The sequence below is a fragment of the Planctobacterium sp. R6 genome, assembly GCF_055755215.1.
This window is the reverse complement of record NZ_JBVTQY010000015.1, coordinates 35327-59442: the sequence shown is the minus strand read 5'-3', so window position 1 is coordinate 59442 and position 24116 is coordinate 35327. Positions and strand designations below refer to the sequence as shown.

Genomic DNA, 24116 nt, shown 5'->3' with positions numbered 1-24116 from the left:
TCACAGCTACCATACAGTACGAAACTAACAGATGTACAGAGCAGGCCGGAATAATTTGGCGCACAAAACAAAAAAGCCCGAATCTTTCGATTCGGGCTTTCTCTGGTATGGCGCGTGTGGAAGGATTCGAACCTCCGACCGCCTGGTTCGTAGCCAGGTACTCTATCCAGCTGAGCTACACACGCTTTAAAACTTGTTCAATTTTTGAGATGTACGAGCATCTATTTAATTCAGCTTAAACTTCCACCTAAGGTAGTTTAACCCTTCCCTGGTGAAGGCTTCCAGCTCGGCGTCCGCTTGCCTCGCGTTCAAACCGGAAATTGCTCCAGGTATTCGCAATTTCAATTTCGGTTTTCACCCAGCTGAGCTACACACGCTTTAAAACTTGTTCAATTTTTTAAAACTTGTTCAGTTTTTGAGATGCACCTGCATCTCTGTTTAGCGCTAAACTAAACTCATTATAATGGGTGAGCCAGATACTTCAAATATTGGAAACCATTTCAGGAATGGCGCGTGTGGAAGGATTCGAACCTCCGACCGCCTGGTTCGTAGCCAGGTACTCTATCCAGCTGAGCTACACACGCGCAGATATTTGAAAATCTACCAATTAGTCATAAAAACTAAATGGCGGAGAGGGAGGGATTCGAACCCTCGATACCAGTAATAGGTATGGTTCCTTAGCAGGGAACTGGTTTCAGCCACTCACCCACCTCTCCTAACTTTGTCGCCAACTCCGTTACGAATAACAGCGTCAGTGCCAAAATGTGGATGCGAAGTTTAATGATTAGTGTGGCGAAGTCAAACAATTTTTTAAGGAAATTATTTGGATGCTGGCTATTTGAACAATGAAGCTAATAATTAACCAAAAAGTCAATATTTAGCGATGTTAATAACAAGCCGGCAATGGCCACATAAAGAAGAAAGGCTGGATAACCAGCCTGCTTTTAGAGATCAATCTTCGCTCTTATCAGCGCCCGATTCATGGGCTGCCAGCTGAGCATTTTTCTCTGCTTGTATGCGCATGTAAATTTCTTCACGATGCACAGATACTTCTTTTGGTGCATTCACACCGATTCGAACCTGGTTTCCTTTAACCCCTAAAACAGTGACTGTCACTTCATCACCAATCATCAGGGTTTCACCAACACGTCTGGTCAATATTAGCATTCTCTTGCTCCCGTTCCGTTATTCCAATGGTAAATCCTTTTCTAAATTCCAAGTGCGCCAATCATCCGGTTCAGCGCACCCGATACCGTTCCTTATTTTTTTGCGTCATTAAAAAACTGGTATGTAATTTGGATTATAGCTTATCTTCTAACCATGTCGAGATAGACTTTAGTCCAACTGACAGATTTTCGGGTTGAGTGCCACCTGCCTGGGCCATATCTGGTCGTCCACCACCTTTACCACCCACTTGCTGCGCTACAAAGTTAACCAGTTCGCCAGCTTTTACCTGATTGGTTAAATCTTTGGTAACGCCAGCAATCAAATTAACCTTGTCATCACTTTTCACAGCGAGAAAGATAATTCCTGAACCAATTTGATTTTTTAAATCATCCACCATGCCGCGCAAAGCTTTTGGTTCAACCCCTTCTAATTCAGAGACCAGCACTTTGGTACTTTTTATTTCAACAATTTTTGAAATAAGATCGTTCCCCGCCTGACTGGCCAACTTCTGTTTCAACTGGGCAACTTCTTTTTCCAAAGATTTTTGCTGTTGTGTTATCGCGTCTATACGGTCTGTAACCTTGTTCGGATCGGTTTTAAGTTTATCAGCAATGGTGCTTACTGCTTCAATGGCAGACTGCGTATAGGCCAGCGCGGCTGCACCTGTAATGGCTTCTATACGTCTGACACCCGCAGCGATGCCACCTTCAGAGGTAATTTTAAACAGGCCTATGTCGCCGGTACGCTCTACGTGAGTACCGCCACACAACTCAACGGAGAAGTCGCCCATGGAAACTACACGCACTTTTTCATCGTATTTTTCACCAAATAACGCCATAGCACCGGACGCTTTCGCCTCTTCCAGTTCCATCAATTTGGTCTGAAGACTGTTATTAGCCCGAACCTGTTGATTAACCATGGTTTCAATCTCACGCAACTGAGCCTTGCTGACCGCTTCCAGGTGAGAAAAGTCAAAACGCAGTTTGTCAGCCTCAACCAGGGAGCCTTTTTGATTAACATGGCTACCCAGAATTGTGCGCAGTGCAGCATGTAACAGGTGAGTGGCACTGTGATTTAATTTAATCTGTTGACGGCGTTCTGCGTCAATTTCAGTGGTTACTGTGTCGTTGACACTCAGCGCCGATTCCGCTTTGCCTTTATGAGCAACTGCTTTACCTAACTTAATAGTATCTGCGACAACAAATTGGCCATTTGCCACTTTCAGATAACCGGTATCCCCAACCTGACCACCAGATTCAGCGTAAAACGGTGTTTGATCCAAAATCACAACACCTTCATCTCCGGCGTTAAGTGATTGTACTGCCTGACCATCCTTAAACAACTCGACAACTTTAGCTGAGCCCTGTTCCTGCTCATAGCCGGTAAAATCAGAAACCTGTTCTGATTTCAGCATGTTATTGTAATCTGCACCGAAGTTGCTGGCCTGCTGTGAGCGTTTCTGTTGCTCTGCCATTGCAGCTTCAAAACCCGCTTCGTCTACTTTTAATGATTTTTCCCGCAGCACATCGTTGGTCAGATCCAATGGAAAACCGTAAGTGTCGTATAACTTAAACGCCACATCACCCGCCAGCGTGTCTCCTTGCAACTGTGCGATAGCGTCATTCAGGATATTCATGCCACGATCCAAAGTACGGGAAAACTGCTCTTCTTCCAGCTTCAGTACTTTCTCTACCACCGCTTGCTGCTCTTTCAGCTCTGGATAAGCTTCGCCCATCTGCGCAACCAGAGACGCCACCAGCTTATAGAAAAATACATCTTTGGCCCCCAGCTTATTACCGTGACGAACCGCGCGGCGAATAATTCGGCGCAACACATAACCACGGCCCTCATTAGACGGCATAACACCATCACAGATTAAAAAGCCACAGGAGCGAATATGATCGGCAATAACCCGTAAGGATTTATCTTCCAGATCGCTAACCCCGACAATCCTGGCGGCATCAGCAATTAGATTCTGGAAAATATCTATTTCATAGTTGCTGTGTACGTTTTGTAAAATGGCTGAGATTCGCTCAAGTCCCATGCCGGTATCGATAGACGGTTTAGGTAGGGGTTCCATGGTGCCGTCAGCCTGACGGTTAAACTGCATGAAAACCAGGTTCCATATTTCAATAAAGCGATCACCGTCTTCTTCAGGCGATCCCGGTGGGCCACCCCAGATATGCGCACCGTGATCATAAAAAATTTCGGAGCAAGGACCGCAGGGGCCGGTATCGCCCATTGACCAGAAGTTGTCTGAGGTAGAAATGCGAATTATCTTTTCTGCCGGTACACCAATTTCTTTATTCCAGATGTCGAACGCTTCATCATCCTCGGAATACACAGTAACCAGCAGTTTCTCTTCCGGCAGGCCCAGATTCTGAGTCAGAAAATCCCACGCGAAACGAATCGCTTCACTTTTAAAGTAATCACCAAAGCTGAAATTACCCAACATCTCAAAAAAGGTATGATGACGGGCTGTATAACCTACGTTTTCTAAGTCGTTGTGTTTACCACCGGCACGCACACAGCGCTGCGAACTTACCGCCCGGGTGTAACTGCGCTTATCCGAACCAAGAAAAACATCTTTAAATTGATTCATACCCGCGTTTGTAAATAGCAGCGTGGGATCGTCATGAGGCACCAGTGAGGAACTGGAAACTAATTGGTGGTTGTGACTCTGAAAATATTCAAAAAACGAGTTTCTGATCTCAGCCGTACTTTTGGTCATCGGGCATCCTAATTAAAATTCGCGAATTGTTTTGAAATAGGGCGCAAGATAGCATGAATCAAGGGCTAATTAAAATTGATTAGTTTTACCTGAGTATAAATAAACAGCTTTAATCCGAATTTTGATGGTTGCCGGGTAAAAGCGCTGCCAAAATCCCACACATGGCCGTTTTTTGGGCAATGACAGTTTGGTAAAAATCCTGTTAGCATGTGGTTATTGCATCGCAACCCCATGGACGAGAGAAAGACCAATGAATTTCTACACAGCCGTGATTCTGGGCGTAGTGTTAACCATCACCACCATGACACAAACAAAAGCGACGGAACACAACAATATGAACTTAAACCGCAGCCAACTTAGTCAATACCTCGATGCCCTGAATCAAAACCACAAAGCCATGTCTGCGGTTTATATCTCGGTTCAGGGACAACCCGTTTTTGAACACTATGCCGGCAGTGCTTCGGTGGTCAACCGGGTGCCGCTTTCCGCGACTACGCGATTTCGTATCGGGTCAGTAACTAAAACCTATACGGCGGTGTTGGTAATGCAGGCCATTGAGCAGCAGAAATTAAGCCTGGACAGCCCCCTGAGTCACTATTTTCCTGATATTCCCAATGCAGATGGCATCACAATCCAGCACTTGTTGAATCATCGCTCCGGTATACACAGTTTTACCGATGAACCCGATTACCCAACCTACATGAGCAAAGCCAAAACGCAGGCTGAAATGTTGGATATCATGGTGCAATACCCCGCTGATTTTGAGCCGGATGAACGCCACGCCTACTCCAATTCAAACTACGTTTTACTGGGTTACATACTGGAATCTGTGTATCAAAAACCCCTTGCTAACATCATCGCGGAACACCTCAGTGAACCTCAGAAATTCACGGCTACACTTTATGGCGACGCCATAGATAGCCAGGCAGAGGCCAGTTCTTATTATTACGCCGATGGCTGGCAATTATCGCCGGAAACCCATTTAAGTATTCCTCATGGCGCCGGGGCAATGGTGTCAACGGCCAAAGAAGCTAATCAATTTATCAGTCGATTATTTCAGGGCAAACTGGTATCAGATGACAGCTTACAGGCCATGATCCGCCTGCAAGATGGCTATGGATTTGGTTTATATGCCCTGCCCTTTCACGAACATACCTTTTTGGGTCACAACGGCTCAATCGACGGCTTTTTATCAGCCAACGCCTATAACCCGGAAGATGACGTAGCCATCACTGTGCTAACCAACGCCATGAATTACAGTTTCAACGACATTCTCATTGCGGTATTGAGTAGCTTGTATGGCAAAGAATTACTGATTCCTGACTTTTCCGCTAAAGCCCAGGCCCTGAACGAAACAACGATGACGAAATTGACCGGCGATTTCAACAGTGAGGACCTGCCGTTGGATATCCGTGTTTTTATTGAAAATCAAAAACTGATGGCTCAGGCCAGCGGACAAGGCGCATTTCCGCTTACTGCCTATTCTGAACTGGAATTTCGTTTTGATCCTGCCGGTATTGTCATTAAATATGACGCAGACAGCCTGAAATCCAATAAATTTCAACGCTTTACGCTGATTCAGGGTGGCGGCAAATTTCTCTACAACATGAAATGAGTGAGCTTCAGAGCAAACTTAATCATCGTCGTTGCTCGTTAATGCGTATTGGATCTGCTCTTCGGAAAAGCCCCGCTGCCACAGGTAACGTTTTTGTTTTTGACGAGCCTGCCAGTCCTGTGGCTCGGCGTCGCGAAACTTGCGTTGCCGCGCCTGACGGCAAAGTTCAAACCAATCTACCTGTGCATCTGCGACAGCTGTCTGAATTACTGCTGCCGACACCCGGTGTAGTTGCAGTTCGTCTCTGATCCTGGCAAACCCATAATACTTAGCAGCTCTGGACCGGATAAACATCTGGGCAAACCGGGAATCCGACTGATAATCTTGTTCTTTCAGGCGCAATACTTCAAGATGACAGGCGTTTTCATCAAAGCCCTTTTGCGTCAGCTTGCGTATAAGCTCAACCTGACTATGCTCGCGCCTGCTCAGTAAGCGAATAGCCGCTTCCCGAATCGGTGCAGTCAATTTGTTCTGGGATTCTTCAAACACGAAATCAGTTGGCCGTTTAATGTCGTTAAAATTGCAATTTTGTCCTGAAATAACTCAAATTAATAGTGAGCAGTGGGATCAACTGACACGCCATCACTATCCATTTTTACGTTATGCGTTTTTGCAGGCGCTGGAAACATCAGGTTCAGTTACCGCAAAAACCGGATGGCAACCTTATCATTTATGGGTCACAGACAATAGCACACCGGTAGCCTGCATGCCGCTTTACATCAAAACCCATAGTTACGGTGAATACGTATTTGACTGGTCCTGGGCTGATGCCTATCAACGCTATCAGCTAAACTACTACCCCAAACTGGTAAACGCTATTCCTTTTACACCGGTAACGGGGCCGCGAGTAATAACATCAGCAACAACCGATAAGGCGACTATCGAAGCACAGATATTAAGCGCATTACATCAGGAGTCGCAAAAGTTAGGTTTGTCTTCCATCCATGTGTTATTTCCGGAATCGTTACCGGCACGCGACAATGCAACCTGGAGCACAAGACACAGTGTTCAGTTTCAGTGGTATAACCGGGGTTACAGTGATTTTAATGATTTTCTGAGTCACTTTGCCTCACGCAAGCGGAAAAATGTGAACAAAGAAAGACGCAAAATCCACGACAACAACATTGTTATTCGCCGTTTCTGTCAGGACAGTTTGCAACCGGAACATCTGGAATTTTTCTACACCTGCTATCAACAAACTTATCTGAAACGCAGTGGTCACGAGGGATACCTCAACCTGGACTTTTTTAAAACACTATTTGCCACTATGGCGGATAATTTGCTGATAGTGCAGGCGGAAAAGCACGGAGATCCTGTTGCGGCAGCACTTTATTTTTACGACAAGAATGGCCTGTACGGGCGCTATTGGGGGTCACTGCAAGACATTGACGGACTGCATTTTGAATGTTGCTACTATCAGGGCATAGAGTTCGCGATTGCCAACCAAATATCGTTGTTTAATCCGGGTACCCAGGGCGAGCACAAGATTCAACGCGGTTTTGAACCCACCTTGTGCTACTCACAACACTGGTTGGCAAATCCGCAGTTCAATCGGGCGGTTCAGGATTTTGTGCACAATGAGCAACAGCACATCGCACAGTATCAGGCGCAGGCATGCAGCCTGTTGCCGTTTAAGCAAACCTGATATTTATTGCACGCCCCAGCGGCTCTGAATTTGCGCCAGCTCGCCGTTGTCTTTTAATTGCTGTAAGGCATCTTTGAATTGTTGTACCAGTGCTTCGTCTGTCAACACATTAAAGGCAAAATACAGCTCACTGTTAAGTGACGGAAAGGCTGTAACTGGCTGCAGCGCGTTAAAGTCCAGGCCATTTCGCCGGGTTCTTTCCATCAAGCCATTGCGCGATTCGATAATCAGGTGGGTACGTTCCATAAAGAGCATTTTAAGACTGTTATTTGCATCTACGGAGCGAGTGATATTGCTAAATTCGAGTCCGTCCAGATATTCCGCAGCATTAGTACCAATGGTGACGGCGACATGGTAGTCACGTAACTCATCAATTTGCGCAACAGGTTGCCGGAAACGAGATTTTAAGCCCCAAAACCAGGCTTTTTCTTCTCCTACTTTACCAACCCACTTAAACATGTTTTCCCGTTTCGCCGTGCGTGCAATGGAAAAAATCAATGCATTCTTTTGATTCAAGCTGTTTTTAAATGCCCGCGCCCAGGGCAATACGCGAATTTCATACTGCTGTTCCGTCAACTGAAAAAGACGACGCAATACCTCAACCGAATAACCGGTTAATTGCTGATTATCGTCACGGTACTGAAATGGATACAGTATTTCGGTGTAAGCAATAATAGGCTGTGCGGTTACTTTAGTGCACCACAACACACATACCATTATTGCGACTGAAAAAGCTTTAAAACTCAATGAATCTCCTTAGTGCCGGAAGAGGATTGAAAGCGCCAACCCGCTTCGAAACAAACTTGTTTTTCCTGCCTTTCCACTAAACTAACACGCTCGTGAAAAGAACAACGCTCGTGAAAAGAACGGATTAAAATAAGTTGAAACGATGCAAAGGTCACGATTATTCCATGAATTTTCTGCCAGACAAATTCAAATACCCTCTAATTTATACAGAGCACCCCATAATCCGAGCCACCCCTGCCTGTTTTGTATTTCTCTTTTGTTTCTGTTGATTGCAAAACCCGACCCAATATATGTAATACAATAAACTTTCGTGGCGCAAAATTAACAATTTTGTTGAACATAATCATCTTTCGATTATATTTTAAGCATTCAGGTCAAATTTTTAGACCAAAGTATGATTGCTCCGACTGGTGACAAAATGCACTATTTTGTGGGAGGAGATTCACTAACCGACAAGCATGTGTTACAGTTTATCAATCGGTAAATTAATAACTCATCAATGTCTCAACGATAGTAAACATCATGCGAGTAAAAAGTAACAATCCAAAACATCTGGCTAAATCTAAATTGCTGCGCCAAATGCGCAAGGACGCTGGACTTACCCAACAGGAGATGGCGGAGCGACTTTTTATATCCAGAGAAACCGTGGTCGCTATAGAGAACTGTCACTTAAACACTATAGAAACGATCGAATCTGATTTGCAGGAAAAGTGGTGGGAGATCTGCCGTCCGCGTGCAACTCCAAACACTTATCAAGCTTTCAAAGACTTTGTACTAAAATCCTTTAGGCTTTAATGCTGGCATTAGCCTTTGCGGAAAAAACCCTCTCAGGGCTGGTTTTCTCAGCCCTGGTAATTGGCATCGCCACTTACTTTGGCCAACCCTTTATTTTCGATCCAATTGTTTTAATAGCAATACTTGCTATTGCTATTTTTTTCCGCAGGAATCTAGATTTACTCACCATTTGTTCCGTAATAGTTGCAGAAAGAACTTTTGAGGAACTCATGTGGCGTTTCTTGGAAAATGAACTTTGGTTTAAGATTCCATGCTATTTTGCTCTCGTAATTCTTGGATATACCCTATCAAGAGGCAAACTACGGGTTTACTTAATGGTATTTTATCTGATGGCAATTGCCTCAGAACTCTACTGGTATTACACAGATTACTCCGCACCATACATATTGTGGCCGTGTTTTACATTATTGGAAGCCGTGTTATTAGCGAGATTCTTTAAAATGCGGGTATTTTGGATTATTGAGTTCAATCCGAAACTTGAAGTTAAACCTATAGCACTGGACAGCCAATTAATAATGATATTTTACGCGTTCATCTGTCTATATTCCTTATATACACTAGAATACTACGTCCGTCACTTACTTGGATTTACAGAAATAACATACATCTATTATGCCTATCCATATATTGCTTCATGTTTATCCCTTTATACGCTTTGGCAAATCATAGTGCAAAGTGTTGAACACTTGAGAACAGTCGAACTAGACGCTTAATCTGATTCAAAATTGCTCAATCCCCAATAAGTCTTCATAATCCATTTTGTGGATCTTCCCCCACAATGTAACAAATTAGATAATTTTGAGGCTTATTATGAATAACAAACTAACTTTTGTATCCTTTTTCATCGCTCTTTCTGTTTCAACTACCGCTCAGGCTACTGGTGGGAAAGGAGGTGACCCCGAGCCAAATGGAAGAGCTATTAACACAATTAGTATTTTCAACTCTACTGGTGGTAAAGGTGGTGACCCATTTATTACTTTTGACAGTACTGGTGGAAAAGGTGGTGATCCAGTTGTTACTTTGAACAGCACTGGCGGAAAAGGTGGCGATCCATCAAATGGACAGGGTAGAACAGGAGGTAAAGGCGGAGATCCAAAAGGTCGTGTACTAGCAACTGATTCAGGCTACCCAACACTAATGGCGTTATTGAGTAAATATTTCTCAATCTAAGTAATTAGTTCAGCCAGCCGAATAAGGCCAGCTGGTGTCTGGCGCTTATTCCCCTTTTAATCATTGACTCAACAGGGGTCTGAATGAGAGATACGCTCGGGAATGGAACTCCCCCATCTTGCGTATATAAAGAAGAATAATAACATTCTCTTACCCAATTTTAGTACCTGACAGACATAAAAAAGCCCACCTGAAAGTGGGCTTGCGAGGTCATCTAAAAACCGGGAATTAGTACTCCCTGATGTTGATGCTGCCTCCTGAGGTATGCAGTTTCAGGCGTGGTCCACCGCCGTTAATTTCACCGCGAATTGACTTCTTCGAAATGCGGCCATTAACGTTGAAGTCAGTTCTGACTCTGCCACCACTGGTTTTGGCGTCGATGTCCACTTTCATGTCTTCAATCATGCGCACAGTAATCGAGCCGCCACTGGTATCTAACTTAGCATCATCGGTCAATTGTTTGGCAAAGATAGCATTGATGCTACCGCCAGAAGTGTGCGCGTTTAAGTCTCCGTTCACTGAACCTGTAGAAATGGAGCCGCCACTGGTATGTAGCTCGACGTCACCGGTAACATCCGCTATTTCGATACTGCCACCGGATGTATGGGCATCAACGTTGCCGTTTAAATCCTCAATATCAATTGACCCGCCAGAGGTTCTCAGGTTTAAGTGGTAGTCTTTAGGCACCGTAATAGTGAATTTAACCCGCATATTACGACCCCAAAACCGATCACCGCGATCAAAGGTGCCCACTATCGACACATCACCACCGCTGGCTGAGTGGGACACTTTAAAATCCTCTGCGTCATCTCCCTGAATATCCACTTCAATCTCTACTTCTTCTTTATTGTGAGTTTGAATTTGCAATGAACCGACATCCGTTTTTAGCTCCAGGGTGCCGCCGTTACTCACCTCGTAGGTATGTTCAATGTCAGCGGCATGGGCTAATCCGGTGAAGATCACCGCGCCTGCTAAAGTCACAATACTGCGTTTTATGGTTTGAATTTGTTGCATCATGTTGTATTTCCCCTTGTTTAACCTGAGTTTTGTTGCCCGCTCCTGTGGATTCAGGCATATATGACTGATTGCTATTACCAGAGTTTGTCGTTGTCCCTGTCAAAAAGGTTTAAAACACGCTTAAATTTTTTTCAAGACAATACGCTGTCTTTAGCAGCCACCAGCAAGACAACACAGGTTTACAAAATCCGAGGGGAAATTATGGCTTGTCAGATATGCCGCCGGTCAGGCTGTGCTACACTCCGGCATCACTCTACAATAATGATAAAATCACATCGGAGACACCAGTGACGGATTGGGTAAAACAAGCCATCAATAAAATTGAATCGGATTATCAACGCTCTGCCGACACCCATTTGATAAAATACCCACTGCCAGCCGTTGAGGGTATTCAGCTCTATTTAAAGGATGAAAGTACCCACCCCACCGGGAGTTTAAAACACCGTTTGGCGCGGTCTTTGTTTTTGTATGGGTTGTGCAATGGCAATATTCAGGAAGGCACTACGATTGTCGAATCCTCGTCCGGCAGTACCGCCGTCTCCGAAGCCTACTTTGCGCAAATACTGGGGTTGCCTTTTATCGCAGTAGTGCCGCAAGGAACCTCTGAAGAGAAGGTCGCGCAAATTGAATTTTATGGTGGTCGCTGCCATTTTGTGCCCCCTGCTGAAATCTACTCGGCAGCAGCTTCGCTGGCCCAGCAAACTAACGGTTATTATATGGACCAGTTTACCTATGCCGAGCGGGCTACCGACTGGCGAGGCAACAACAATATTGCGGAAAGTATTTTTAGTCAGATGCAACGGGAACCCAATCCAATACCCAGTTGGGTAGTGGTCAGTGCCGGTACCGGCGGAACGTCTGCCACTATTGGTCGCTACATCCGGTTTCAGGGATTTGACACCAAAATGCTGGTTGCTGACCCCAGCAACTCGGTATTTTACGACTATTTCCACAATGGCGATGCCGGTATCACTTCCTGTCTTGCCACTAATATTGAAGGCATTGGCCGTGCCAGAGTAGAGCCGTCTTTTATTCGCACCGTGGTAGACGAAATGACAAAAGTCCCTGACACCGCCTCAATTGCCACCATGCAACAGGTCAATAAAACCCTCAACAGAGAGGTGGGCGCATCGACCGGAACCAACCTTTACGCAGCATTCGCATTGATCGCCAAAATGTACGAGCGAGGAGAAACCGGCAGTGTTGTTAGTATGATTTGTGACTCGGGCAACCGATACAAAAATACCTATTACAATCCGCAGTGGTTGGCTCATAAGGGGTTGTCCGGCGATCAGGAAAAGTACCAGCAACAATTGCAACACTTTCATCAAACCGGTCAGTGGAGTCTGCAGGAATGCTAAGTTATCAACATCATTATCACGTTGGCAACCATGCCGATATCCTTAAGCACTGGGTGCTTTTTGAGTGCCTGAGTTATCTGCAAAAAAAGGATAAACCCTTTGACTATATTGATACCCACGGCGGTGCAGGCATTTACCGGCTCAACGACAGTAAAACCCAAAAGCTGAAAGAATTCGAGACAGGTGTCACCCGGCTACTGGCTGAGCCCATAGCGGAAATGCAGGATTTTGTAGCATTACTGCAAAGCTTTGTCGCTCAGGGGCAATATCCCGGCTCACCAGGCCTGGTCAATGAGCTGTTACGCCGCGGCGACAAGAGCTGGTTGTTTGAGTTACACCCGCAAACCTTTGCGGAGTTAGCGCAGCACTGTACCCGAAAAAGGCAAACATTTGTTCGCCAGGAAGATGGTTTTGTGGGTTTGAATAGCTTGTTACCGGTTGCCAGTAAACGTGCGTTGGTGCTGATTGATCCTTCCTACGAACTGAAAGAAGATTACGAAAAAGTTATCGAAACTGCGGAAAAAGCCCGTCAAAAAATGCCACAAACCAGCCTGTTGATTTGGTATCCGGTGGTAGACAGGCTGTACGTAAACCTGATGCTGCGCAAAATCCAAAAATCCACTTTGCGCAATGTGTTGCAGTTAGAACTATGCATCGCGCCAGACAGTGACGAAAAAGGCATGACAGGTTCGGGCATGATTCTGATTAATCCTCCCTGGACAATGGCGGAACAGGCCAGGCGCCTGCTACCGGAATTAACCCGGGTACTGGCTGGCGATGCCGGTGAGTTTGCGGTAAACAGTCTGATACCTGAATAGTGACAATTACAGGCGCAATACGCACTATTGCGCCACCTCCCGGCTTTTTCGCGTTTTTTTGTTGCACCCGGGCGCATTCAACGCCACAATTTTATCAGCCATCGTTACGCAGCAGCCCGCCAGGTCAGGATTATGTTAGGCAAATTATTCGCATTTTTATCTCCGGCTCCCAAAAAGGCCCCTTTGCAATTTCTGGACAGTACACCTGCTCCTGCCGAAGCCAAGACAAAAAAAGCGAACAAGCCAGAATATAGCGCAATTGAAACATTAGAAAAAAAGTACGGTGATATCACGCAACAGGAAATAGACGCTGCCCAGGATTTTATGAATAAGAAATCCTTTCGCTTTTACACCTTTTTATTGGGAGAAGAATCAGAACAAAAAACGGTGAATGCGTTGGAAAAAAAGATCCTGATTGATACCAATAAAATGCTTAACCGACCAGAGGTGATGATTCAGCATTTGCCACAACTGCCCCAGTCTGTCACTCAGTTAAAATCCATGTTGGAGACTCAGGATTTTAATCTGGATGAGTTTTCTCAAATTGTGCAACGGGAGCCGGCGCTGGCCAGTCATATGGTAAAAGTGGCGAATAGTCCGATGTACAACCACTCCGGAAAAGAAATCTCCAATCTCGGTCATGCTTTTATGTTAATCGGTGCAGAAGGCGTTAAAGAGCACATTCTGATGCGCTTTTTTAAACAACTTCTCAATATTCGTCCCATCTATTTTAAAATGTTTGGCGCAAAAATCTGGGACCACAGCCTCAGTACCGCGATGGTCGCTAAACATATCGCTGCTAAAAACAAACTAAACCATGAGGCCGCGTATCTGAACGGACTCATTCACGACATTGGTAAAATCATGATTTTTCAGTTGATGGTTAATGCGTTTCGCAATGCCAGTCCTGATGAAAGCCCAAATTCCCTGATATTCAAAAAACTACTCAATGAAAAATCGATGCAGATCAGTGTGATGGTGGCTAAGGAATGGCAGATGCCTGAGGCCGTGGTACAGGCCATTCAGGATTTAGCTTTAACCATAAAACGCCCGGCAAAAACTAAGATGGGTCGGGTATTATACGAAGCTAACCTGGTGAGTGAGCTGGTGATGTTGCACCAGAACTCACCATTGTCGCCGGAACAATACCTGGAAATCGCGAAGTCTGAAAAACTGAGTCGCGCTGCCACCGAATCACTCTTTAACAGTGTGGTGGCCGAAGGGAATTGATGGCTATCAGCCTGTTACAGTATATTGCGGTAATCTGGATACAAAGGAGCGGGAATGGAATTTTTATATTATGGTGCAGCAATATTACTGGTGGCTATTGCGGCAGCGCACTCATATCTCGGTGAGCGCTTTATTTTATCGCGGCTGTTTACCCGCACAAACCTCCCTAAGCTGCTTGGCAGCGATGATTTTACCAAACGAACGTTGCGCTTTGCGTGGCATATCACGTCTGTTGCCTGGCTGGGGTTTGCCGCCATTATTGTTTGTATGAGTCATCCCGGTGCAGAAAACCTGTCAGTGATCCACATTATCGCCGCAACTTTTGCCGTCCATTTTTTAATTTCACTACTTGGCTCCGGAGGCAAACACTTGTCCTGGATTGTGTTTGGCCTGATCAGTGTTTTATTATGGTTCGCCGTTTTGCTTTAATCCGGGCCACAAAGCGTTCAGCGAGCTTAGATTTGCTACTGATTCTCACACCTTAAATTGCCGGGCCACTTCATCTAAGGACGCTGAGATATCAGCCAACGAGGTGGCAGCCTGTTTGGTTTCCTTACTGCTTTCCGTAACCCGCTCGCTGGCTTCCTGAATCACGTCAATACTATTGCGCATTTCTCCGGCATCACCTTTGATATCCTGGCCTAAAGACGCCAGAGCGCCATTTTCATCACTTAGTCGCATTACTGTTTTTTGTATGTCATCCAGCGAATTCACTGTTGCCTCTGCCAGGGCAACTGCTTCGGTGGCTTTTTCCTTATTGGAATCCATCGATGTAACGGTGGAGGTAATTGAAGACACAATTTTATCCAGGATTGTATTGATCTCATGGGTGGAATCATGAGTTCTGGATGCCAGTGTACGCACTTCGTCGGCCACCACCGCAAAGCCTCGACCAGATTCACCGGCGCGGGCAGCCTCAATGGCGGCATTTAATGCCAGCAAATTAGTTTGCTCGGCGATTTCTGCGATAGTTTTAACCACTGAACTTACCTGATCACCGGCATTTTTTAAACTTAACAACATTTCTGCGGATTTCTCAATATCGCGGGCAAGCGCGCCAATACTGTCGGATGTATTACTGACACTGTTGGCCCCTTCGTGAACCTGCCCGGCCCCTTTCAGCGCGGTTTCTGAGGCGGCAGACGAGCGGTTTGCAGAATCCTCAATAGAGGCTTCCAGCGCACTGATCTTGTCCAGCAGTTCCCGAATGTGACGGGAAAACAACTGAACCTGCTCTTCTGATACTTCCGCAGAATGATTTAACTGTCCTACTGAATCCACCAGCACGGTAGCCGAACTTTGAATTTCTTTGTTGCCTAGACGAAATGCCGTCAACAGTTCATTGACGCTGTTTGCCGCATCTGCCACTTCATCATCACAGGTCATGGAAACATCAGTAGACAAGTCATGCTCTGCGACAATGCGGTCCAGTTGCGTTGACAATGACTTGATGGGCCTGGCTATTTTTTGTTGCGCCATCAAAAATGATCCCAGCGTAATCGCCAGTGTTAACAACACTGACAAAACGATCAAAGTACGCATGATGGAAATCTCAGCGCTGATGTTATCTGAGGCATCGGTGGCATTATTGGAAGCCTGCGTTTTGACCTCAGTCAGCAATTTTTGCAACCCTTGCATGTTTTTCTGAATATCGGCCAGTGCCGTTCTGGCACCATCCCAGTCAATATTAGACGCCGTCATAATGGTTTGCAGACGGGTTACATCCCGCCATACTTTTTGCTTTTCGCTCTCTAATTTTTGACTGCTGGCCAGACCCGCCCGGCTGATATCCTGAAGGTGATTATCCAGTTGCTTTTTGAGTTGATTAATTTCCCGTTGAAATCCCTCCAGTTCAATGGTGAGTCCATACAAACCAAAAGACGCCACCTGAACACTACTCAAACTAGCGGAGGCTTGTTCCACAGCGCGTAACGTGGGTAACGTTTCCTGAACAAAGGTTTCTTTTTGGGCAAAGATAATAGACGATTCGCGATACATAAAAAACGACGTAACAACAAGCACCATCACTATGCCTGCGTACCCCAACATCACTTTTTTACTGATGGAATTGAAAAGATTCATACTGTTTTCCCGTTCGTTTTTTTGGCCTGGTTAGTCGCCATTCAATACCTGCTCAGCATCCCTTATGGTCGCTGCAAAAACCCTGAATATTTATAGACCAGATAACCCGATTAATCATTGCGTTAAGTCTGATTGATTGCAGCTTCCGCCTCGTGAATTTTATCCAGAACAGATAAGATCATGTCTCGATTAAAGGGTTTGGTGATATGGTGCGTCATACCCGCTTCCAGTGAGGCGGTTTTATCCGATTCATAGGCATTGGCTGTTAACGCAACAATCGGTATCGCCATGCCCATTTCGAACCGTATGATTTTGCTGGCTGTGAGCCCGTCCATTTCAGGCATATTGATATCCATTAAAATAAGGTCGTAATGATGGCGTTCTACCTGCATTATTGCCTTTTTACCATTGTCTACGTGTGTTACCGAATGTCCTTCTGACTCCAGAATGTGCATCGCAATTTGGGCATTTATCTCGTTGTCTTCCGCCAGTAATATCTTGAAGGACAACTGTTTTACTTCGTCTTTGTCACACAAGCGGCGCATGGTAGAAAGAAACATTTGTTCATTGATGGGTTTGTTAAACACCGCTGAGAACTGATCAGGTAACTGACCTTTAAAATGAGCAATATCTGAGGCGGCAGAAACCAAAATAAAGGGGGGACAGGGTGTGGTGGCATTATCAGACAATTTTCCAACCAGTGCGAAACCATCCAGGTCTGGCATGTGCAAATCCACTACAACGGCACAGTATTCCTGCAACTTGTGGACATCTTGCAAAAACGCGGTACCACTTTCGTAACAATCGCAGGGGATATCAATTTGCTGTAGCAATAATTCGATATAGCAACGGCTGCTTTCCAAATCATCAATCACCGCCACTTTTTTCTGTTTGAAATCAGGCTGAAAGCGCACTTCTTTCACGGTTTGTTGAGACTTTTGCAGCGGCAGGAAAACCTTGAAGGTGGTACCTTTGCCAAATTCACTTTGCACTTCAACGTTGCCGCCCATCATTTTCAGCAACTCTTTGGTTATTGCTAATCCCAGCCCTGTTCCTCCGTACATACGTGTTGTGGAATCGTCGGCCTGAACAAATTTTTTAAATACTTTCTGCAGCTGTTGTTCTGTCATACCAATACCGGTATCTACCACCAGCAGTGACAGGCGATAGCCCGAATCCAGTTCTTCGACATTGACTGAGACACTGATTCTGCCCTGTTCAGTAAACTTAATCGCATTACTAAGCAGATTATTAACAATTTGCATAAGCCGAATGCCATCCCCACGGACCCACTGAGGTATGGCAGAAAGGGACACATATTCAAATTCTAAACCGCGGTTTTCGCAGGTTACCGCGGCCGGGGCCAAACAGCTATCCAGTATTTTAGGCAATTCAAAGTCATTGCATTCCAACTGCATTTTACTGGCTTCAATTTTGGAAATGTCCAAAATATCATTGATCAGTTGCAGTAATTGCTCGCCTGAGTATCGCGCTTTTGACAAAAACTCTCTGCGCTTTTCCTGGGACGCCTCGTTGTTAGCCAGTTCAATCATGCCAAAAATGCCATTCATGGGGGTCCTTAGTTCATGACTCATAGTGGCCAAAAACACAGATTTTGCAGTATTCGCTTGCTCTGCTTCCTGGCGCAATGCGTCAGCCCGATTTTTTTCTGCCAGCAAATCAGCGAGAGTTTGTTCCACTGCCTGTTCCATGGGCTTGAATATATAGAAAAGCTCAATGACCAGCACGAGCAACGTCAGCAACCAGAGTAATAACTCGACACGGGTGAGCAATTGTACCTTTTGCTCAGCCTCGCGGGTAAATTGGGTAACCACCTCATTCAATTGGCGCAACAATGATTCGGTATTGTCGGATTGAAATACAGTGCGTTGATAGTCATTTCTGTTGGCCGCTTTTTTCGCTTCGGCGATGTAATGCAGTACCCTGTCGTGCAGACTGCCATTTTCTGCTGACTCAAAATACAATGCGTTGAGTGTTGGACTTAAAACCTCGTTGTCGTTGGGTTGTTCAGAACCAATTAAAAACCAATGATTTTGTTGAAACTGGTCGATGGCGGCTCTTAAACTCGCCTTTTGTTTTGGTGCGTATGCTTCATCTGTGTCCGAAACCAATTGCAGTTGATTGATATGCAACGCAATTTTTTGCGACAACATGCGCTGCATGCCCGCTATATTGACGATTTGCGCATCGTCCTTTTGATTGGCCAATAAGAATTGAATTCCCAACGCTGACGCGGTTACCAAAATGGCAATCGCGGATAGCGCCAGCAAATAACGGCTCCGGATTCTGTGGTGTATGGGTTTTAGCGCACTCAAACTGGTTTCCGACAAAAAATTCGACTTAGCAATAACCTGTCAGGTTATTGTCAGGTTGTATCTTTGAGCGCCGCCAGCGCAATTCACAGGTGGCGACACAATGCATACAACTATAAATTTATGTCATGACAGCAAGATTGCCAGTTTTTAACACTATTACAACCACAAGGTGACACACATTCATTTACAATCAGTATCCGGTTGGCGATGGTATTGGCGCCAAAACCTGTCCATAATGTGTCGCCTGAATTGTTGCTAACGCAGCTCGTTAAATTTGATATTGGATACACTATGGTAAGAATCATCCCATTGGCACTATTGCTCAGTATGCTGAGCGCCTGTGTTATTCACGTTGGCCCCGGCAGTTACCGTTCTCCCAACAGCGGAGAGGACAGCGTATTTGGCGATATTGAAGTGGCCAGTGGTCAAACAGTAGGCGACGTTGATACTGTCAATGGTGATATTCAGATAGGTCACGGCGCGACCGTCGCCAATGTCAGCTCAGTGAATGGCGATATTGAACTAAGTGATAATGTCAGCAGCCAGCGTATCTCTACGGTAAATGGCGACATAGATGGTGGCAAACAATTGCGGGTTTTAGCCAGTATCAATACCGTCAATGGCGATTTGACACTGGATGGCAAGAGCAAGGTTAATGGTGACATTACGTCAGTTAATGGCGATATCACTCTGCGTACAGTCACCGTTGCCGGCAACATTTCCAATGTAAACGGAGATGTATCAATCTATGCCAACAGTGTTATCACCGGTGACATTGTCTTTAAGAGCAACGAAGACAACAGCGCACTGCGAAATGAGCGCCCCACCCTGGTTATCGACGCCGATGTTGTGGTGCAAGGACAGATTATTCTGCAGCGCCCGGTTGAGCTGCACCTGAGCAACTCAGATCACCTGTTGAAAGTTGAGCACCAATACCAATCTTTGCAATAGTCGGTCTATCGCTCCTTAGCGCCAATTTCAGACCGTGTAAAATAGCGGCTAGCAGGGTCAATGTGTTTACTGACTGAAACATTTTAGTTATGGTGTTAGCCGCTTCTAACGGGTAGCATGACTGCTACCGAGATCCCCGTTTAATGCGTAGTAAGGCAAACTATTAATTCTATGAAATACAAGCTTTCTGTACTGGCTACTCTGTTGTTGGCAACCCCGACTTCTCTGCTGGCGGCAACTACACCAACGCCCCAATACCCCGAAGTCACAGAGCAATTATTTGCGCAATGTAAGGCGGATTTCGCGCTTCAGGCAAAGCAACAAGGCGTCACCGATGACACCATTACCCGCGCATTGCTACCGGCAAGCTTGCAGGCGAAGGTGATTGAATATGATCGCAATCAACCGGAGTTTGTGCGTACCTTTCCGGATTATGTCAGCAAACGCGTCAATGACTGGCGTATCAACAAAGGTCGGGAAATGCTGAAGGAGCACAGCGCCTTATTGCAATCCCTGAACCAGCAGTACGGTATTCCGGCACATTACCTGGTAGCCTTTTGGGGGCTGGAAACTAATTTTGGCCAATACAAAGGCAAAATGCCGATTGTGGCCTCTTTAGCCACGTTGGCCTGTGATGAGAGACGCTCGGAGTTCTTCACCAAAGAACTGTTAAAAGCGTTGCAGCTCATTGAAAAAGAGCGCATTGACCCGGAGCAAATGGTGGGCTCATGGGCTGGCGCCATGGGACACACTCAGTTTATGCCCAGTGCATACCTGAACTATGCGATTGATGGCGATAATGATGGTAAAGCGGACCTCTGGAACAGCGTACCCGATGCGCTCACGTCAGCGGCAAACTTTTTACAAGGTCTGGGTTGGAAACCCGGCTTTCGTTGGGGCCGTGAGGTAAAGTTACCGGACAATTTTAATTACCAACTCATTGGCCGCAGCACCAAAAAATCGTTAACCGAATGGCAGGGGCTGGGATTAACCAAAGCCGATGGCAGCCCGCTGGGTGCCGCCGAAATCAAAGCTTCGGTTTTGCTACCGGCAGGCCATGAAGGACCTGCATTTGTCATTTATGATAACTTTTCTGTCATTATGCGCTGGAACTTTTCGGAATTTTACGCCATTGCGGTGGGCTATCTGGCAGATCGTCTGATAGGTAGCGGAGAACTGGTACAGCCGCTCCCGGAGCTACCCACTTATACCATTGCAGACATGCGTACTTTACAAGTTAACCTGAACCAGCTTGGATTTGATGTGGGTGAGCCAGATGGGATCCTTGGACCTGCTACCCGCAACGGCATTCAGGGATTTCAGGTTGCGCATAAGCTGGTTGCAGATGGTTTTCCATCCCTCAGGGTCTTTGAAAAGCTGCAACAACTCACTGGTGAAACCAGCACCAATTAAGGTTTTATCAGACCCGCACTCTGTGCTTCAACGATAGACAGAGTGCGAACTTCCGCGACTTCTTGCTCTTCGACATAGTTGTCAAATTGCAGTTGATTGGCAAAACGTACCATCACCGGCGCCGCAATCGGCATATCGTAGTTGTCCAGGCCAAACAGAACCCGCTCGATTTCCATATCAGAAGAGCGCAGAATGTACTGCATATTGCTGGCGGGGCGTCTAACCGCAATATCATCCTTACCATCACCATCATAATCCGCAATAACAGGGATGTCGTATTGGTCACGGCCAAATTCGATTCGTATGATTTGCTCATCGCTGGAACGCTGGATATACCAGGCGTGCTCTGAGGGGCGACGAATCGCCAAATCTGTCTGGCCATCACCGTCATAATCTCCAGGCACGGCAATATCCTCGTCCTGCATTCCAAACTGATAGCGCAATATGCTCTCGTCTCGGCTGCTGAGTATGTACCAGAATTTGGTAGATGGGCGTCTGACTGCAATGTCAGCTTTGCCATCACCATCATAATCACCGGGAGTCGGAATATCCTCCGCCTGCTGACCAAAACTGTACCGTAAAATTCGTTGATCTGAGGCCAGTCTGATAAACCACTGCTGAGTAGACGGCCTGCGAACGGCGATGTCTGTGATGCCGTCGCCGTCATAGTCAGCCGGCACCGGAATATCTTCACTTTGTAAGCCAAACTCAATGCGCATCAGCTCGCCGCCGGACGAAGGGGCAATATACCAGAGCTTGTTAGATGGACGTCTGACCGCCACATCCGCGATGCCATCACCGTCAAAATCACCACTGACTGCGATATCACCTGGATCTTTGCCCAATTCAATACGTTGAATCTCGCCATCAGTGGAATTGAGAATGTATTGCATGGCATTAGATGCGCGTCTGACCGCCACATCCGCCTTGCCATCACCATCGTAGTCAAAGGCAACGTGCTGAGTAACAGGCGCGCAATCATCACCGCGGGTTTTGTCTAATGGCGCACAATCAGCCTCGTTCAAAATACCGTCATTATCCCGATCCGGGTCCTGATTATCACCAATGGTGTCACCGTCAGCGTCCGACCACTCGTTGCTATCATAGGGAAACGCGTCTTCATTGTCCGGTACACCATCAGCATCGCTGTCATCGGCGTTAGCGGCATCGAAGGGCAAGGCATCGCTTAAATCATCAATACCGTCGTTATCGTCATCGGTATCCAGTAAATTACTCAGCCCGTCACCATCAAAATCCTGCAAGTCAGTTTCCAGCGGCAGACATTCACCATGGCTCAGCAAACGATCGATATTCCAGCTCTCTACCACGGCTTCATCCTGGCAGGTCATATTGGTGGTAAAGAACTGCAAGAACTGCAACTGGTCTTTGAGGTGTACGATGGGGCGTAAATCTTCAATCGCAGTGTAACGAAAATCCAGCGCAATAATTTCATTGAGATATTTAAAACCCTCAAGGGAAACCACCTCGGTATTGTTAACCGATAAAAACTGCAAGCGGGGAAAACGCTCAATTCCCGACAAACTGGCGACATTCGCCTGAGGGCAATTAATGACATCGATTTCTTCATTACTCAGCCAACTGTCTTCGCTTTCTTCAAGACAGCTGATTAACGCACTATCCAACCCGGCAATGGCCTGGTCTGCCGGCAAAGTAACAGATTCATTATGAGTTTGAGCTACCCGTAAAGCCACCGCATTCATTGCGCGCACAGCATCGGCACCATCAGCGCCGTCACCTGGTAGACCACAGGGCAATTCGGCCAGACAGGGTAATTCGGGGGACGAAAAATACGGCACAGCAACTGCGTCACCAAACGCCTGAGGATAAGCCATAACGGTACTAAACTGGTCCGCGACGCCGTAACCGCGTCCCCAGCTAAACACCGTCCCTTCACCACCTTGCGCTTCGGCGTGATCCAGGCCCAGGTTGTGACCAATTTCATGGCCCAGAGTATCACTGCTACACAACTGAACATTACCACTGGTAAATCGGGTATTTAACGCCACCAGGTTTACCGCGAAGCGGTAGTCGAACGCCTGCAGCGCATTGCCATTTAACCAGCTTTTACCACATAAGCCATCTGGCAATGTATGGCGCATAACGGTGACAATATCCGCACCGGCTGCCAGGCGGGCTTGCCATATTGGCATCATCAGTGCGTCGTCAATATCACCGTAGGTGCTGTCATCTGCACCGCTTTTGGCTAAATTATCCAGAATTTGATCAGCATTGTAATCATCCAGGTCGGCACTGACACGGGCGCCAATTTGCAACTCTATATTGACGCCACTGGCGGCATAAATCGCATTGTTTATCGTGACCAATTGCGTCAGATAGTCATCAGGAGCAAGTTGATAAGCCTCAAATTCGGGGGTGGTCACAAACAGGACTTTTATAATCGCGGGGGCTTCGCTGAGTGTGCTGGCTGCTGAATCAACAGACGCCGGAGAATTGTTTACCGAAGTGCTATCTGCCGAAGTATTATCTACCGAAGTATTATCTACCGGACGACGTTTAACATCAGACTCACTGCTGGCCCAGCGCATTTCTTTGGACAGTACACCATCTTCTAATCGCCAGACACCGTTTTGCGTGGGTATCCAGGCACTGACCCCATTCTGGCCGATAAATAGTTTTGCCTGCAACAAACTCTGTTGCTCACTATGGCGCAGTGTCCATATGTCAGTATTGGCTGTGCGGCTTTGCGACTCTGCATATAAGATCAGTTCACCTTCGGGAGTGGCAAAAGCATATTTTTGCCCTTTGGTCAGGCTCGCTAACACTGACTGATGAATCACTACGTTGGCGTTTTTTGGTTGGTTTGTCGCTGAGCTGCGACTTTGCACTCGGTTCTGCTCCTCCACCTTTAATATCTGCCACACAGATGCCGGGTCCGCAGCATGGCCGAACGCACCATTCACGTACACTAAGAGCAGTAAAATTGTGGAACAAAATTTGGTTTTCAACATCAACAAAGCATTGGCGAGTTTCATAAGGTGACGATCTGAATACAAGTT

19 protein-coding genes and 3 tRNA genes are annotated in these 24116 nt (G+C 46.2%); 11 read left to right on the top strand and 11 right to left on the bottom strand.

Annotated elements, in window-relative coordinates; genetic code table 11:
* Nucleotides 1-108 precede the first annotated feature (108 nt).
* The 5 genes from AC0J20_RS11575 to alaS all read right to left on the bottom strand — a co-directional run bounded on the left by AC0J20_RS11575 (nt 109) and on the right by alaS (nt 3898).
* Nucleotides 109-185 (bottom strand) — tRNA-Arg (locus tag AC0J20_RS11575).
* A 322-nt stretch (nt 186-507) separates the two neighbouring features.
* Nucleotides 508-584: transfer RNA gene (locus AC0J20_RS11570), tRNA-Arg, on the bottom strand.
* A gap of 41 nt (nt 585-625) precedes the next feature.
* A tRNA-Ser gene (locus AC0J20_RS11565) sits at nt 626-716 on the bottom strand.
* A 235-nt stretch (nt 717-951) separates the two neighbouring features.
* Nucleotides 952-1167 (bottom strand): carbon storage regulator CsrA, encoded by a 216-nt coding sequence (csrA, locus tag AC0J20_RS11560; RefSeq protein ID WP_229529068.1) that lies wholly within the window; start codon nt 1165-1167, stop codon nt 952-954.
* Nucleotides 1168-1300: 133 nt separating this feature from the next.
* Nucleotides 1301-3898 (bottom strand): alanine--tRNA ligase, encoded by a 2598-nt coding sequence (alaS, locus tag AC0J20_RS11555; protein ID WP_473021763.1) that lies wholly within the window; start codon nt 3896-3898, stop codon nt 1301-1303.
* Nucleotides 3899-4148: 250 nt separating this feature from the next.
* Here alaS and AC0J20_RS11550 point away from each other — a divergent pair, with 250 nt between their 5' ends.
* Nucleotides 4149-5513: a serine hydrolase domain-containing protein gene (locus tag AC0J20_RS11550; RefSeq protein WP_473021762.1), complete on the top strand. Its 1365-nt coding sequence runs from the start codon at nt 4149-4151 to the stop codon at nt 5511-5513.
* 18 nt (nt 5514-5531) lie between these two features.
* On the opposite strand, the gene AC0J20_RS11545 is transcribed toward AC0J20_RS11550, so the two are convergent.
* Entirely contained in the window at nt 5532-5978 is a 447-nt protein-coding gene (locus AC0J20_RS11545; RefSeq protein WP_473021761.1) for a regulatory protein RecX, read from the bottom strand.
* Nucleotides 5979-6021: 43 nt separating this feature from the next.
* Here AC0J20_RS11545 and AC0J20_RS11540 point away from each other — a divergent pair, with 43 nt between their 5' ends.
* A complete protein-coding gene (locus tag AC0J20_RS11540) occupies nt 6022-7158 on the top strand; it encodes a GNAT family N-acetyltransferase (RefSeq protein WP_473021760.1) in 1137 nt (378 codons plus the stop codon).
* A 3-nt stretch (nt 7159-7161) separates the two neighbouring features.
* Here the strand turns inward: AC0J20_RS11540 and AC0J20_RS11535 are convergent, their stop codons facing one another.
* On the bottom strand, nt 7162-7905 hold the full coding sequence (locus tag AC0J20_RS11535) for a substrate-binding periplasmic protein (protein ID WP_473021759.1): 744 nt from the start codon (nt 7903-7905) through the stop codon (nt 7162-7164).
* A 522-nt stretch (nt 7906-8427) separates the two neighbouring features.
* Here AC0J20_RS11535 and AC0J20_RS11530 point away from each other — a divergent pair.
* The 3 genes from AC0J20_RS11530 (at nt 8428) to AC0J20_RS11520 (ending at nt 9870) form a co-directional block, all read left to right on the top strand.
* Nucleotides 8428-8700: a helix-turn-helix transcriptional regulator gene (locus AC0J20_RS11530; protein ID WP_473021758.1), complete on the top strand. Its 273-nt coding sequence runs from the start codon at nt 8428-8430 to the stop codon at nt 8698-8700.
* A complete protein-coding gene (locus AC0J20_RS11525) occupies nt 8700-9413 on the top strand; it encodes a hypothetical protein (protein WP_473021757.1) in 714 nt (237 codons plus the stop codon). Before AC0J20_RS11530 ends, AC0J20_RS11525 begins: the two co-directional genes overlap by 1 nt.
* Nucleotides 9414-9510: 97 nt before the next feature.
* Complete coding sequence (locus AC0J20_RS11520; RefSeq protein WP_473021755.1) at nt 9511-9870, top strand: hypothetical protein; 360 nt, start codon at nt 9511-9513, stop codon at nt 9868-9870.
* 228 nt (nt 9871-10098) lie between these two features.
* On the opposite strand, the gene AC0J20_RS11515 is transcribed toward AC0J20_RS11520, so the two are convergent.
* Nucleotides 10099-10887, bottom strand: coding sequence for a DUF4097 family beta strand repeat-containing protein (locus tag AC0J20_RS11515; protein ID WP_473021754.1), 789 nt, complete (start codon nt 10885-10887; stop codon nt 10099-10101).
* A 206-nt stretch (nt 10888-11093) separates the two neighbouring features.
* On the opposite strand from AC0J20_RS11515, the gene AC0J20_RS11510 reads away from it, so the two are divergent.
* The 4 genes from AC0J20_RS11510 to AC0J20_RS11495 all read left to right on the top strand — a co-directional run bounded on the left by AC0J20_RS11510 (nt 11094) and on the right by AC0J20_RS11495 (nt 14725).
* The gene (locus AC0J20_RS11510) at nt 11094-12248 is read left to right on the top strand and encodes a PLP-dependent cysteine synthase family protein (RefSeq protein WP_473021753.1); all 1155 of its coding nucleotides are present in this window, start codon (nt 11094-11096) and stop codon (nt 12246-12248) included.
* Nucleotides 12242-13066 carry a 23S rRNA (adenine(2030)-N(6))-methyltransferase RlmJ gene (locus AC0J20_RS11505; RefSeq protein ID WP_473021752.1) on the top strand — a complete coding sequence of 275 codons (825 nt, stop codon included), beginning with the start codon at nt 12242-12244 and terminating at the stop codon, nt 13064-13066. The genes AC0J20_RS11510 and AC0J20_RS11505 overlap by 7 nt, the downstream gene beginning before the upstream one ends.
* Nucleotides 13067-13198: 132 nt before the next feature.
* Complete coding sequence (locus AC0J20_RS11500; protein WP_229529080.1) at nt 13199-14296, top strand: HDOD domain-containing protein; 1098 nt, start codon at nt 13199-13201, stop codon at nt 14294-14296.
* A gap of 54 nt (nt 14297-14350) precedes the next feature.
* Nucleotides 14351-14725, top strand: a complete 375-nt coding sequence (locus AC0J20_RS11495; protein ID WP_229529081.1) for a hypothetical protein — start codon at nt 14351-14353, stop codon at nt 14723-14725.
* Nucleotides 14726-14770: 45 nt separating this feature from the next.
* Here the strand turns inward: AC0J20_RS11495 and AC0J20_RS11490 are convergent, their stop codons facing one another.
* Nucleotides 14771-16378, bottom strand: coding sequence for a methyl-accepting chemotaxis protein (locus AC0J20_RS11490; protein ID WP_473021750.1), 1608 nt, complete (start codon nt 16376-16378; stop codon nt 14771-14773).
* A gap of 122 nt (nt 16379-16500) precedes the next feature.
* The gene (locus AC0J20_RS11485; protein WP_473021749.1) at nt 16501-18669 is read right to left on the bottom strand and encodes a response regulator; all 2169 of its coding nucleotides are present in this window, start codon (nt 18667-18669) and stop codon (nt 16501-16503) included.
* A 336-nt stretch (nt 18670-19005) separates the two neighbouring features.
* Between AC0J20_RS11485 and AC0J20_RS11480 the strand changes: the two genes are divergently transcribed.
* Together AC0J20_RS11480 and AC0J20_RS11475 are read left to right on the top strand one after the other, a co-directional pair.
* Complete coding sequence (locus tag AC0J20_RS11480) at nt 19006-19665, top strand: DUF4097 family beta strand repeat-containing protein (protein ID WP_473021748.1); 660 nt, start codon at nt 19006-19008, stop codon at nt 19663-19665.
* A gap of 171 nt (nt 19666-19836) precedes the next feature.
* On the top strand, nt 19837-21078 hold the full coding sequence (locus tag AC0J20_RS11475; protein WP_473021747.1) for a lytic murein transglycosylase: 1242 nt from the start codon (nt 19837-19839) through the stop codon (nt 21076-21078).
* Here AC0J20_RS11475 and AC0J20_RS11470 read toward each other — a convergent pair.
* A complete protein-coding gene (locus AC0J20_RS11470; protein WP_473021746.1) occupies nt 21075-24092 on the bottom strand; it encodes an FG-GAP-like repeat-containing protein in 3018 nt (1005 codons plus the stop codon). The genes AC0J20_RS11475 and AC0J20_RS11470 overlap by 4 nt on opposite strands.
* Nucleotides 24093-24116: the final 24 nt, after the last annotated feature.